This is a genomic window from Bradyrhizobium uaiense (assembly GCF_010811875.1).
Lineage (GTDB): Bacteria > Pseudomonadota > Alphaproteobacteria > Rhizobiales > Xanthobacteraceae > Bradyrhizobium > Bradyrhizobium uaiense.
Genome location: NZ_VKHP01000268.1, coordinates 1 through 11,845 on the forward strand (window position 1 = coordinate 1; position 11,845 = coordinate 11,845).

12 protein-coding genes and 2 pseudogenes are annotated in these 11,845 nt (G+C 64.6%); 7 read left to right on the forward strand and 7 right to left on the reverse strand.

Annotation, left to right across the window (positions count from 1 at the left end):
- Nucleotides 1-129 (reverse strand): annotated as a pseudogene (locus tag FNJ47_RS39315) (RNase H family protein); the annotation flags it as partial.
- Between FNJ47_RS39315 and FNJ47_RS39320 the strand changes: the two are divergent.
- Nucleotides 118-255 (forward strand): annotated as a pseudogene (locus tag FNJ47_RS39320) (RNase H family protein); the annotation flags it as partial. The pseudogenes FNJ47_RS39315 and FNJ47_RS39320 sit on opposite strands and share 12 nt — an antisense overlap.
- A gap of 287 nt (nucleotides 256-542) precedes the next feature.
- On the opposite strand, the gene FNJ47_RS39325 reads toward FNJ47_RS39320, so the two are convergent.
- From FNJ47_RS39325 to FNJ47_RS39345, 5 genes are all read right to left on the reverse strand, one after another.
- Nucleotides 543-1,028: a peroxiredoxin gene (locus FNJ47_RS39325; RefSeq protein WP_021076412.1), complete on the reverse strand. Its 486-nt coding sequence runs from the start codon at nucleotides 1,026-1,028 to the stop codon at nucleotides 543-545.
- Between the two features lie 209 nt (nucleotides 1,029-1,237).
- A complete protein-coding gene (locus FNJ47_RS39330; RefSeq protein ID WP_163161285.1) occupies nucleotides 1,238-1,795 on the reverse strand; it encodes a DUF924 family protein in 558 nt (185 codons plus the stop codon).
- Nucleotides 1,796-1,798: 3 nt separating this feature from the next.
- Complete coding sequence (locus FNJ47_RS39335; RefSeq protein WP_163161287.1) at nucleotides 1,799-3,481, reverse strand: long-chain fatty acid--CoA ligase; 1,683 nt, start codon at nucleotides 3,479-3,481, stop codon at nucleotides 1,799-1,801.
- Between the two features lie 177 nt (nucleotides 3,482-3,658).
- Complete coding sequence (locus FNJ47_RS39340; RefSeq protein WP_163161289.1) at nucleotides 3,659-5,125, reverse strand: serine hydrolase; 1,467 nt, start codon at nucleotides 5,123-5,125, stop codon at nucleotides 3,659-3,661.
- 203 nt (nucleotides 5,126-5,328) lie between these two features.
- The gene (locus FNJ47_RS39345) at nucleotides 5,329-7,107 is read right to left on the reverse strand and encodes a glucan ABC transporter ATP-binding protein/ permease (protein WP_163161291.1); all 1,779 of its coding nucleotides are present in this window, start codon (nucleotides 7,105-7,107) and stop codon (nucleotides 5,329-5,331) included.
- A 103-nt stretch (nucleotides 7,108-7,210) separates the two neighbouring features.
- Between FNJ47_RS39345 and FNJ47_RS53380 the strand changes: the two genes are divergently transcribed.
- Nucleotides 7,211-7,333, forward strand: coding sequence for a hypothetical protein (locus FNJ47_RS53380; protein WP_283811348.1), 123 nt, complete (start codon nucleotides 7,211-7,213; stop codon nucleotides 7,331-7,333).
- Nucleotides 7,334-7,335: 2 nt separating this feature from the next.
- Here FNJ47_RS53380 and FNJ47_RS39350 read toward each other — a convergent pair whose 3' ends face one another.
- Complete coding sequence (locus tag FNJ47_RS39350) at nucleotides 7,336-8,391, reverse strand: ABC transporter substrate-binding protein (RefSeq protein WP_163161293.1); 1,056 nt, start codon at nucleotides 8,389-8,391, stop codon at nucleotides 7,336-7,338.
- A 273-nt stretch (nucleotides 8,392-8,664) separates the two neighbouring features.
- Between FNJ47_RS39350 and FNJ47_RS39355 the strand changes: the two genes are divergently transcribed.
- The 5 genes from FNJ47_RS39355 to FNJ47_RS39375 all read left to right on the forward strand — a co-directional run.
- Nucleotides 8,665-9,108, forward strand: coding sequence for a hypothetical protein (locus tag FNJ47_RS39355; protein ID WP_163161295.1), 444 nt, complete (start codon nucleotides 8,665-8,667; stop codon nucleotides 9,106-9,108).
- Nucleotides 9,109-9,226: 118 nt separating this feature from the next.
- A complete protein-coding gene (gene hisE / locus FNJ47_RS39360) occupies nucleotides 9,227-9,640 on the forward strand; it encodes a phosphoribosyl-ATP diphosphatase (protein ID WP_163161297.1) in 414 nt (137 codons plus the stop codon).
- Nucleotides 9,641-9,912: 272 nt separating this feature from the next.
- Nucleotides 9,913-10,494, forward strand: coding sequence for a YqaA family protein (locus FNJ47_RS39365; protein ID WP_163161299.1), 582 nt, complete (start codon nucleotides 9,913-9,915; stop codon nucleotides 10,492-10,494).
- Nucleotides 10,495-10,541: 47 nt separating this feature from the next.
- Nucleotides 10,542-11,117 carry a hypothetical protein gene (locus tag FNJ47_RS39370; RefSeq protein ID WP_163161301.1) on the forward strand — a complete coding sequence of 192 codons (576 nt, stop codon included), beginning with the start codon at nucleotides 10,542-10,544 and terminating at the stop codon, nucleotides 11,115-11,117.
- A 172-nt stretch (nucleotides 11,118-11,289) separates the two neighbouring features.
- Nucleotides 11,290-11,845: NAD(P)H-dependent flavin oxidoreductase (locus FNJ47_RS39375; RefSeq protein ID WP_430649458.1), on the forward strand; the 556-nt coding region annotated here is incomplete at its 3' end.

Consider the following 11,845-nt stretch of genomic DNA (forward strand, 5'->3'; position numbering starts at 1 on the left):
CTTCTTGTCGGCGGTGCGCCAGCCGTTGCGCTTCCAGCCATGGATCCAGCCGGTGATGCCCTGGCGGACGTACTGGCTGTCGGTGGTGAGGTCGACCACGCAGGGCTTCTTCAGGGCTTCCAGCGCCTCGACGCCGCGCTGAAGCCGCATGAGGTGCGCTGGCACTGGATCAAGGGCCATGCCGGCCACGCCGAGAACGAACGTGCCGATGAGCTGGCGCGCGAAGGCGTCGCGATGGCGAGGTTGAAGAGCTAGGCGCGCGAGCCGGTGCCCTATGGCAACACGGCGCTCGACCCATCCTACGATAATTGAGAGTTCGGCGGTCTGACCCTCTCCCCTTGTGGGAGAGGGTGGACGCGATGCGCAGCATCGCGGACGGGTGAGGGGTCTGTCTCCGCGGATGGAGACCCCTCATCCGGCGCGGATTGCATCCGCGCCACCTTCTCCCACCCCAAGTCGGGTTTACCCGACTTGGGTATCCCTGACTTGTCGAAGTCGGATAAATCCGACTTCGATGGGAGAAGGGAAGAAGCCGCAGTTAATCAGAGCTGCCCGAGCAGCGTGTCGCCGCCGGAAACCTCGACCTTGCCCGGAGCCGGCTCCTTGTTGAGCTTCTTCACCACGCCGTCCTCGACCAGCATCGAGTAGCGGTGGGAGCGGATGCCGAGGCCGTTGCCGGACGCGTCGAGCTCCATGCCGATCGCTTTGGTGAAGTCGGCATTGCCGTCGGCCAGGAAGACGGCCTCGTCGCGCTGGTCGGTGTCGCGCTTCCAGGCGTTCATCACGAAGGCGTCGTTGACCGACACGATCGCGATGGTGTCGATGCCCTTGTTCTTCAGGGCATAGGCGTTGAGGAAGATGCTCGGCAGATGCATCTTGTGGCAGGTGCCGGTGTAGGCGCCGGGCACCGCGAACAGGGCGACCTTCTTGCCCTTGAAAATGTCGTCGGTGGTTTTGACCTGCGGACCCTCGGCGGTCATCACGCGAAACTTGGTTTCCGGCAGCTTGTCGCCAACATTGATCGTCATCGTCGTTCTCCCTCGGTGAAGCGGAATTGTCTTAGACCCGGCGGTTGAGCGGCACAATACGACCTGCTGCGGGAACGGCAATGCCGTAGGTTAGAGCGTTTTCGAGCGAAGTGGGTACCGGTTCGCGTGAAGAAAGCGCGTCAAAACAAGAATCTGGAGCCCGTTCCGATGCAATCCGAACGGAAAAGGCTCCAGTCACCGTTCCGTCATCAGCCGGAAAACCCGCCGGCGTCGAGGAAGGCCCGCTCCTCGGCGGTCGTTTCCCGGCCCAGGAGATGGCTACGGTGCGGGAAGCGGCCGAACCGGCGGATGATGTCGGCGTGGTCCTCGGCGTATTTCAAATTGTCGGGATGGCAGTCATATTGCCCGAACAGCGTCACGCAGCGCTGCTGGTCGTCGAGGTTCTCTGAATGCTCGAACGGCAGATAGAGGAATTCGCGCAGCAGCGGGTCGGTCCGCGCATCGACGCCACGGTCGATGGCGCGCCTTGCCACGTCACGCGCCAGCGCATCGCTTGAAAAGGTCCTGGCGTCGCCTCGAAACAGGTTTCGCGGAAACTGATCGAGCACGATGGTCAGCGCCAGCGCGCCGTCGTCGCTCGCCTCCCAGGACGATAACTCGCCGGCAGCCGCCTTCTGCCAGGTGGCGAGGAAGCGGCTGCGGATCTCGGCATCGAAGGCGTCGTCGTGCTTGTACCAGCGGTCGCGGCCGGCTTCTCGCCAGAACGCGATGACGTCGGCAGGCAACGCGAAACGCTGGTCACTCACGCTCTAGGCCGCAGCCTTCTTCTCGTCGCGCAGCTCGCGGCGCAGGATCTTGCCGACATTGGTCTTCGGCAAATCGGTCCTGAACTCGATCTGCTTCGGCACCTTGTAGGCGGTGAGCTGGGTGGCGCTGAACTTGATGATGTCCTCCGCCGTGACGTTCGGGTCCTTCTTGACCACGAAGGCCTTCACCGCCTCGCCGGACTTCGCATCGGGCACGCCGATCACGGCGCATTCCAGCACGCCGGGATGGCTCGCGATCACTTCCTCGATCTCGTTCGGATAGACGTTGAAGCCGGAGACCAGGATCATGTCCTTCTTGCGGTCGACGATCTTGGTATAGCCCTTCTCGTCCATCACGCCGATGTCGCCGGTGCGGAAGTAGCCGTCCGCCGTCATCACGCGCGCGGTCTCGTCCGGCCTGTTCCAGTAGCCTGACATCACCTGCGGACCCTTGGCGCAGATCTCGCCGGCTTCGCCGAGCGGCAACTCGTTGCCGTCGTCGTCGCGAATCGAGAGCCAGGTCGACGGGACGGGAAGGCCGATCGTCCCGGAGAACTCCTCGATCGTGGCAGGATTGCACGTCAGGGTCGGCGACGTCTCCGACAGGCCATAGCCTTCCGACAGTGAGATGCCCGTGACCTTCAACCACTTCTCGGCGACAGACCTTTGCGTTGCCATGCCGCCGCCATTGGCGATCTTCAGCTTGGAGAAGTCGAGCTTGTCGAAGCCGGGCGTGTTCAGCAGGCCATTGTAGAGGGTGTTGACCGCCGGGAAGAAGCTGACCTGGTACTTCGACAGTTCCTTGACGAAGCCCGCCATGTCGCGCGGATTCGGAATCAGCAGATTGGTGCCGCCGGCCCGCATGCCGAGCAGATAGCACGCCGTGAGCGCGAAGACGTGATAGAGCGGCAGTGCACAGACGATGACCATCTGTTCGACGATCGGCGGCTTCGCCAGCGCCGGCTGAAGCCAGGCATCGTTCTGCAGCACGTTGGCCAGGATGTTGCGATGGAGCAGGGTCGCGCCCTTGGAGACGCCCGTGGTGCCGCCGGTATATTGCAGGAAGGCGACGTCATCGAGCGTCAACTTCGGCTTGTTGAGCCTGGCGGAGCGGCCGGCCGACAGCGCCTCGTTGAACGTAACAGCGCCTGATATCGACCAGGCCGGCACCATCTTCTTCACCCGGCGCACCACCAGATTGACGATCACGCCCTTGAGGCCGAGCAGATCGCCCATGCTGCCGACGATCACCTGCTTCACGGCGGTGTTCGGCAGCACCTTCTGCACGGTGGTGGCAAAGTTCTCCAGCACGATGATCGCCTCCGCGCCGGAATCCTTGAGCTGGTGCTCGAGCTCGCGCGGCGTGTAGAGCGGATTGACGTTGACCACGGCATAGCCGGCGCGCAGCACGGCGGCGGTCGCGACCGGATATTGCAGAACGTTCGGCATCATCAGCGCGACCCGCGCGCCCTTTTGCAGGCCCTTGCTCTGCAGATAGGCGCCGAGCGCCGTCGACATCTCGTCGAGCTCGCGATAGGTGATCGCCTTGTCCATGCAGATGAACGCCTTGCGATCGGCGAATTTCTTGAAGCTCTCTTCCAGCAATTCGACCAGCGACGAATACTGCGTGACGTCGATGTCGGCGGGCACGCCGGCCGGATAATGCTTGAGCCAGATGCGCTCCATAATGGTCTTTCCCTCTCTCAAATTTGGCTGATGTCCCGGATTGCTTCCGGGTTTCTCGACCCTGGGTCGTATTATTCTTGGTCGCGGTATTTCGGGCAGTATTGAGCGATGCCGCGGCCAATGGCAAGCCGCTGCGCGCTGTCGACGCATTGGGAGATCGGAGGGGGTGACGCGCCGCTAGCCGGCCGGCTTGGCGTCGGCTTTCGGCTTGGCGTCGGCTTTCGGCTTGTCGGCAGCTTTCGGCTTCGCAGCAGGCTTTGCCGCCGCCGGCTTGCCGGCAGGCTTTGCCGTGGCCGGCTTGTCAGAGGCCGGCTTCGCAGCTGCGGCATCCGGCTTGGCGTTGGCGTGGCGCACGGGCTTGGCCGCCGGCTTGCTGTCTGACTTGCTGTCGGACTTGGCGGCGCTCTTGGTGCCACCCTTCGCGTCGTCTGCCGTATCCGGCTTCTTGCCTGCGACCCGGCCGTGCTTGCCCTTGGCGCGCTTGACCGGCTGCGTCTTCTCGGTGTCGGCATCGACCGCGGCGATCAATGCAGCGCCGGTCTTGGTCGGGCCCGTATAAACCACGACCGGTTCGGACGCTGCCGCTGGCTGCGCCAGCATGTCGGCCGGCTTTGTCGGCATCGCGGCCTGCAGGCCCGAAGCGAAGAAGCTCACGCCGCTGTCGCCGTTGGTGCCGGAGCCCCCGGCGCTGGCGATGGTGTCTTCGCCGTCCTCGTCGCTGGCGGGCCGCTTGTGCTTGGCGCCGCACATCTCCTCGCGCAGGTTCGGCGGCGTGGAATCGATCGGCACCAGATTGTCGACGGTGCCGAGCGAGGGCCGCAGCCACGCCAGCCCGTTATTGGCAAAGGCGCGATCCAGGAGCTGCGCGGCGCGGATCGCGCGCATCCGGCCCGAGGAGGCGCCGAGCACCACGGCGATCAGCCGCTTGCCGTCGCGCGTCGCCGACGCCACGAGATTGTAGCCGGAGGCGCAGATGAAGCCGGTCTTGAAGCCGTCGGCGCCGGGATAGCGGCCGATCAGCTTGTTGAAGTTCTGGGTGATGCGGCGGCCGAAGCGGATCGACGGGATGTGGACGAAATACTCGTATTCCGGCAGGTCGCGGATGATGGCGCGGGCGAGGATCGCCATGTCGCGCGCCGAGGTGATCTGGCCGTCGGCGGGCAGGCCGTTCGGGTTGACGTAGCTCGTCTGCGTCATGCCGAGCTTTTGCGCGGTCTGGTTCATCATCCCGGCAAAGCCGTCGATCGAACCGCCGACGCCCTCGGCCAGCACCACGGCCATGTCGTTGGCGGACTTCACCAACATCATCTTCAGCGCATTGTCGACGGTGACCTGGGTGCCGGGCCGGAAGCCCATCTTCGACGGCGATTGCGATGACGCGGTCGGCGACACCGTGAGCAGCGTGTCGAGCGAGACGCGGCCGTCCTTGACTGCCTTCAGCGTCACATAGGCCGTCATCAGCTTGCTGAGCGAAGCCGGATACCACGGCATCGTCGCATTGTCGGCCTGCAGCACCTTTCCGGAATCGGCCTCGACCACCAGCAGCGCTTCGGCCCGCGCCATCTGGGGCGCTGCGACGACGAGCATCGCGACGGCCAGAATCGATTTCAGTGACGGGCGCAACAGCGAGCGAGGAAAATGCACGAATCCGGTTCCGGTCCTTTGAGACCCGCCTTCAAGAGAAGGAGGTCTTGCGATGTGACGTACGGGTTTCAAGCGTGTCCGGCGCCGCATTGCGGCGATGCAAACCCTATACCGGCTTGCCAGCAGAGAACAGAGGCCGGCCGATTATATCGTGGACGAAATCGGCTGAATTTCGGCAGCCGCCTCAATTGGAAAGGGGAGAATTATGGTGTCTCGATGCCGGCGTGCGCCTGCTCCTGGACCATGAACTGGGCACGCGCGAGATCGGCAAAACGCCCGCCTTTTGCCACCAGTTCATCGAAAGTTCCGCTTTCGATCACCCGTCCCTGGTCGAACAGCAGGATGCGGGTGGCGTGACGGATGGTCGAGAGGCGGTGCGCGATCACAAAGGTGGTGCGGCCCTTCATCACTTCGTCGAGAGCAGCATTCACCTTGGCCTCGGTGACCGCGTCGAGCGCGCTGGTCGCCTCGTCGAGGATCAGGATCGGCGGATCCTTGAGCAGCGCACGCGCGATCGACAGCCGCTGCCGTTCGCCGCCGGAGAGCATGCGGCCGCGCTCGCCGGCATGGGTCTCGAATTTCTTGTCGCTGCGCTCGATGAAATCCAGCGCCTGCGCGCGCGCCGCGGCGGTGCGCAGTTCCTCGTCGGTTGCATCGGGCTTGCCGACGCGCAGATTGTCGGCGAGCGAGCGGTTGAACAGCAGCGCCTCCTGGAACACCACGCCGATGTTCCGCCGCAGCGCCGTCAGCTTCATCGCGCGGATGTCCATGCCGTCGATCTTGATGATGCCGGATTGCGGGTCGAACGCGCGATGCAGCAGCGCGATCGCGGTGGACTTGCCCGCGCCGGTCGAGCCGACCAGCGCGATGGTCTGGCCGGGCAACGCGGTGAAGGAGAGATCCTCGATCGCCGGCCGCTTGCCGTCATAGGAGAACGAGACGTCGTTGAACTCGACGAGGCCCGACAGCCGGCCGGGATCGATCGCGCCGGGCCGGTCGCGCACCGCCGGCACCGCATCGAGCACGTCGAAGAATTCCTGCAGGCGCGGCGCTTCCATGAACACGTTGTTGATGAAGCTCACCACCTGTTCGAGCTTCTGGATCAGCATGGTGGCGAACGAGACGAACATCACGATCTCGCCGACCGTGGTGAGGCCCTCATTGTGGAGCGCGATGCCGACAGTGAAGATCGCGAGCACCGTGATCGTGGTCGAGGCGCGCGTGATCACGGTGACCAGCGCCCACCATGACAGCACCGGCATCTGCACCGCGAGCAGCTTGTCGGCGACATAGCGCAGGCCCTGCACCTCGGAATCGATCCGCACGAAGCTCTGCACCAGCGCGACGTTGCCGAGCGCGTCCGAGGCGCGCGCCGAGAGGTCGCTGTAATAGGCCTCGACCTCGCTCTGCATGCCGTAGGTCTTGCGCACCACCAGCGTGGTCAGCACCGTGAACACCACGCAAAGCGCGAACAGCAGGATCGCCAGCCGCCAGTTGATGTAGAGCGCCAGCGGCAGCAGCACGATCAGCGACATGATCGCGGCGAAGTGCTCGCGGAAGAAGCCGAGCCAGAGCCGCCACAGCGCATCGGTGCCGTTCAGCATCACCTTCATCAGCCGCCCGGAATGGGTGCCGGAGTGGAAGGTCAGCGGCAGCTGCAGGATGTGCTCGAAATAACCTGTCAGCACCGCCTGGCGCTGGCGGTGCGCCAGCCGGTCGGCCTGTAGCGCGACGATCGCGCTGCAGCCGATCGTGAACAGGCCGAACGCCGCCCAGGCCACCAGCAGCGGCCAAGCCGAGGAGGTCGCGAACACGCCGCTCACTGGCCGGCCCGACAGCACGTCGACGATCTTGCCGAACAGCACCGGCTCGGCGAATTGCGCGGCGGCCAGCAGCATGTTGGCGACGGCGAGGATCCAGCCGAGCCGCGCCTCCTTGCCGAGCAGTTCGAGGACGCGGGTGTAGAGGCGAAGCATGGACATGCCGGCGGGACTCGTAAGCGGTGGGCGCCCGATCAGGCGGGATACGATCTAATCAGGGTTCGCCAGCGAGGGCCAGCGGGGCGACGATGCATCACGCTACGTCATGGCCGGGCTTGTCCCGGCCATCCACGTCTTTCTTGCGAGCGGCGATGAAAACTTTCTTGCGAGCGGCGATGAAAACGTGGATGCCCGGGACGAGCCCGGGCATGACGACGAAGTGGGCTAGCCTCAATTCACCAGCCGGCCATCGATCGGCGGCAGGAACTCGTCGTCGAAGATGTCGGCGGCGTGCGGCCGCTTCTGGAATTTGAAATCCTCCGCGAGCTGCTCGACCGAGCGCTCGAAGCGGGCCGGGTTGATACCGCCGATGCCGTTGCGTTTCACCTCGGCGGTCAGGATGTTGTCGCGGATGATGGCGCCTAGCCGCTCGAGCTCCAGATCGCGCGAACCGCCATCCATCCGGCTCGCCACCTCGCTCGCCGCGCGGGCCGGGTCCTTGACGGCGAGGCTGGTGCCGCCGATCACCGCGCGCACGAACCCTTTGACCGCGTCCGGCTTCGCTGCCGCAAGGCGAGGGCTGACGATCACGGCAAAGCCATAGGCTTCGCAGCCATAGTCGGCGAAACGCAGCACCGCAAGATCATCGGCAGGCACGCCGCGATCGCGCAGATTGATCGCCGAAAGATAGGAGAAGCCGGTGACGGCATCGACCTGGCCGGCCGAGAGCATCGGCTCGCGCACCGCGGCGCTGATCGTGTTCTGCTTCACGCTCGACAGCTTGATGCCGTTCTGCTTGGCGACCGCGGGCCACAGCCGGATCGAGAGGTCGCCCTCGGCGACGCCGAGGTTCTTGCCCTGGATATCGGTCAGCACGTTGATGCCGCGGCTCTTGCGGGCAATGATCGCATAGGGCGCCTGGTTGAACAGCACGAACGCGGCCTTGACGGGGGCGGCACCAGGCTCGTCGCGGAAGCGGATCAGCGAGTTGATGTCGACGAGCGCGAAATCGCTCGAGCCGTCGGCGACGCGCGCGATGGCGTCCGCCGAGCTGGTGGCGACGTTGGTGCCGACGCTGAGGCCCTCGGCGCTGAACAGGCCGCCGGTCGACGCCATCACAAAGGGTGCCGCGGCCGCATCGAGCGGACGATCGAGCGTGAACTGGATGGTGAGCGGCTGCGGCGCATCGCCGGCGCGCAGCGGCGCAACGACCGGCCACACGCCGCCCGAGAGGCCGATCATGCCGGCCAATATCCAGCGGAGAACGGTGGTCCGACCTACCTGCATCATGACATCCGGGAGGCGAGACAAAGTGCCGCGCCGGCTGCGCCTGTTTCACATCATCGAATGCGCCAAGGAAAGCTGCAGTTCAAGCGTGAATTTCAAGCGTTATTTGCTGCATTTTGCCTCGACCAAGGTGAACGGCCGATGACTGCCGAAGGTTTGACCTGCTTTCACCTAACGGTTGTTCAGCTTGCGTTCGGTTTGGGAAACCTAATCTAGAGGCGGTGGTTAGCTAACCAGGGCCTAACGGGCCGGCTTCCACAAAGGATGACTGCAATGTTTGCGCGAAAAGGTGTTTTTTCGTCTATTGGCCGCGCAGCCACATTGGCAACGGTTGCCGCGGTGGCGTTGACGGCCGTCGAGCCGACGATGGCGTTCGCGGGCTCAGCCGCAGCGGGCAAGGCGTCCGCCGTGACCTCATCGCACGGTACGAGCGACGCGACCGACATCAGCGCGCGCCGTCGTTACTATCATGGTGGCGGTGGTGGCGCGGCTGCTGCGGCCGTGTTCGCCGGGATCGTCGGCACGGGTCTCGCGATTGCCGCAGCCCAGAACCGCCGCGACTACTACGACTCCTATGGCTACTACGACGGTGGTCCGGGCTACTACGGTGGTCCCGCCTATTATGGTGGTGGCCCGGTCTATTACGGCGGTGGGCCGTACTATGGTTATCACGGCTATTACGGGCGTCGCTCGCAGCTGCCCTACACGCCGTACTGACACACGTCGGCAGTTCTCAGAACTGTCACAAAACATCGAATCCACCGGCTGCAAGGCCGGTGGATTTTTCAATTGTGCCGTTAACACGCTGGCGAGGCGTTTCGATTAGGCTCGAAGGATGAGTGATTCGATCGAGCGGCTTTACGAGGCGGTGATCGCGGCCAAGGATCTTGATCCGGCGACGTCGCGCACGGCACGGCTGTTCCAGCGCGGGCCGGCCAAGATGGCCAAGAAGCTCGCCGAGGAAGCGGTCGAGGTCGTGATCGATGCCATCAGCGGCAAGCCGGACGCCGTGGTCCGCGAAAGTGCGGACCTGCTCTACAATCTGACGGTGCTCTGGGCCTCGGCCGGCGTGACGCCGGAGGATGTCTGGCGCGAGATGGAGCGGCGCGAGCGGCTGCTCGGGATCGCCGAGAAGCTGCCGAAGTCGCCGGTCAAGGTCTCCAAGAGCCTTTCCAAGACCGCGGCGGTCCCGGTGGTTCGGCGTCGAATTGTCGCGCTGGAGAACCGGCTGCGCAAACGGCAGCCGTAAACCCAACAAGAAAGGCTGGAACGCCCCATGCCCCGTCATCCCCGCGCAAAGGCTTCGCCTTTGTCGCTGGAGGAGCGCGCTCTTGCGCGCGTCTCGAAGGATGCACGGCCCGGCTGGTGGCCGATTCATCCTTCGAGACGCCGCTTCGCGGCTCCTCAGGATGACGGTCAGAGAGGTTGGCTCGCTGTGGCGATCCGATATCGTTGAAAATCGACCCTATTCGGCCCAATCCTGGCATGGACAAATCCCCTCCATGATGGTTCATCGCGCCCATGTTGAAACGGATTTACGACTGGTGCGTCGACGCGGCCGACAAGCCCTACGCACTGTGGATTCTCGCGGCCGTCGCCTTCGCTGAGAGCTCCTTCTTCCCGATCCCTCCCGACATCATGCTGTTGCCGATGTCGCTGGCGCGGCCGAAGCGGGCCTGGTGGTTCGCGGCCGTCTGCACCGTCGCGTCCGTCGCCGGCGGCGTGCTCGGCTATGCGATCGGCGCGCTGCTCTACGACTCGCTCGGGCAGTGGCTGATCCATCTCTACGGCCTCTCCGACAAGGTCGACGCGTTCCGCGCCTCCTATGCCGAGTGGGGTGCCGTGATCATCCTGGTGAAGGGACTGACGCCGATCCCCTACAAGCTCGTGACCATCACGTCGGGCTTTGCCGGCTACAACATCTGGCTGTTCATCCTGTGCTCGATCGTCGCACGCGGCGGCCGCTTCTTCTTCGTCGCGGTGCTGCTCAACCGCTATGGCGACGTCATCCGCGCCGAGCTCGAGAAGCGGCTCGGCCTGTGGGTCGCGATCGGTGCGGTCGTGCTGGTGCTGGGCTTTGTTGTCGCATTCAAGCTGATCTAATCCTCCGCGGCTTTGCCTGCGCCCGGCTTCGGGTTACGCTCGCTGCGATGGCTCACGGAATCGAGGATCTGCTCAATCCTGCCGGGCTCACCCTCGCCAGGCTCACGCTCGCGAAGGCGCGCGTTGCGCTGGCGGGGCTTGCGCTGTCGATGTCGATGGCGACCCTCGATCGCGGCTGGGGCCAGGCCGCGCCGCCCGCGCTCGGCGTGCAGTCGCCGGCACAGCAGCCTGTCGAGCCCCAGCAGCAGATCGAGTTGCCGCCTGCGCCGGTCGAGCGTGACAATCCCGGGCTGATCAACGAAATCGGAAAACTGTTCGAAAAGTCGAAGTCGGTGCTGCCGCCGCTGAAGAGCCCCGGCGAGACCCTCGACGACCTGTCGAACATGGTGCGCCCCTCGACGGTGGTGACCGGGCGCGCGGCTTGCGTGGTGGCCTCGAACGGTGCGCCGGATTGCAAGACCGGCGCCGACCGGCTGTGCCAGAGCAAGGGCTTCAAGGAAGGCAAGGGCATCGACACCGACGCCGCCGAGAAATGCTCGCCGCTGGTCTATTTGCCCGGCCACAAGCGCGGCCCGAACGACTGCAAGACGGAAAATTTCGTGACACGGGCGGTCTGCCAATAGCAGCGGCGAAACTTGCGTCTGGGATGCCAGATGCTCGCGGAAAACACGATGTCCGGATGAGGTTTTGTCATCCTTTTTGCAGCGCCAAAACGCAATACTTGACACTGGAAAGATTGCCTTGTTGGTATGACGGTCAGCAACCAATCGACCAACCCTTAAGGATCCGCCGCCAATGTCCATGCCTGCTCTGTTCAAGGGCCGCCTGTCTCTTCCCGTGATCGGGGCGCCGCTGTTCATCATCTCCGTGCCCGACCTCGTCATCGCCCAGTGCAAGGCCGGCGTGGTCGGCTCGTTTCCGTCGCTCAACGCGCGGCCGCCGGAGCTGCTCGACGAATGGCTGTACCGGATCAAGGAAGAGCTCGCCGCCTACGACAAGGCGCACCCGGAGCGGCCGTCGGCGCCGTTCGCGGTGAACCAGATCGTGCACAAGTCGAACAACCGGCTCGATCACGACATGGCGCTTTGCGAGAAGCACAAGGTGCCGATGATCATTTCCTCGCTCGGTGCGCGCGAGGAGCTCAACCAGGCCGTCCACGGCTGGGGCGGCATCGTGTTCCACGACGTGATCAATCAGAAGTTCGCGCACAAGGCGATCGAGAAGGGCGCCGACGGCCTGATCCTGGTCGCGGCCGGCGCCGGCGGTCATGCCGGTACGCTGTCGCCGTTCCCGTTCGTGTCGGAGACGCGGCAGTGGTTCGACGGGCCGATCGCGCTGTCGGGCACCATCG

What these genes read in the sequence shown, in the direction of transcription:
- FNJ47_RS39325 (WP_021076412.1), bottom strand. Translation starts at nt 1,028, where the DNA reads ATGACGATCAATGTTGGCGACAAGCTGCCGGAAACCAAGTTTCGCGTG.
- FNJ47_RS39335 (WP_163161287.1), bottom strand. Translation starts at nt 3,481, where the DNA reads ATGGAGCGCATCTGGCTCAAGCATTATCCGGCCGGCGTGCCCGCCGAC.
- FNJ47_RS39345 (WP_163161291.1), bottom strand. Translation starts at nt 7,107, where the DNA reads ATGTCCATGCTTCGCCTCTACACCCGCGTCCTCGAACTGCTCGGCAAG.
- FNJ47_RS53380 (WP_283811348.1), top strand. Translation starts at nt 7,211, where the DNA reads ATGGCCGGGCTTGTCCCGGCCATCCACGTCTTTCTTGCGAGCGGCGAT.
- FNJ47_RS39350 (WP_163161293.1), bottom strand. Translation starts at nt 8,391, where the DNA reads ATGCAGGTAGGTCGGACCACCGTTCTCCGCTGGATATTGGCCGGCATG.
- FNJ47_RS39355 (WP_163161295.1), top strand. Translation starts at nt 8,665, where the DNA reads ATGTTTGCGCGAAAAGGTGTTTTTTCGTCTATTGGCCGCGCAGCCACA.
- hisE (WP_163161297.1), top strand. Translation starts at nt 9,227, where the DNA reads ATGAGTGATTCGATCGAGCGGCTTTACGAGGCGGTGATCGCGGCCAAG.
- FNJ47_RS39365 (WP_163161299.1), top strand. Translation starts at nt 9,913, where the DNA reads ATGTTGAAACGGATTTACGACTGGTGCGTCGACGCGGCCGACAAGCCC.
- FNJ47_RS39370 (WP_163161301.1), top strand. Translation starts at nt 10,542, where the DNA reads ATGGCTCACGGAATCGAGGATCTGCTCAATCCTGCCGGGCTCACCCTC.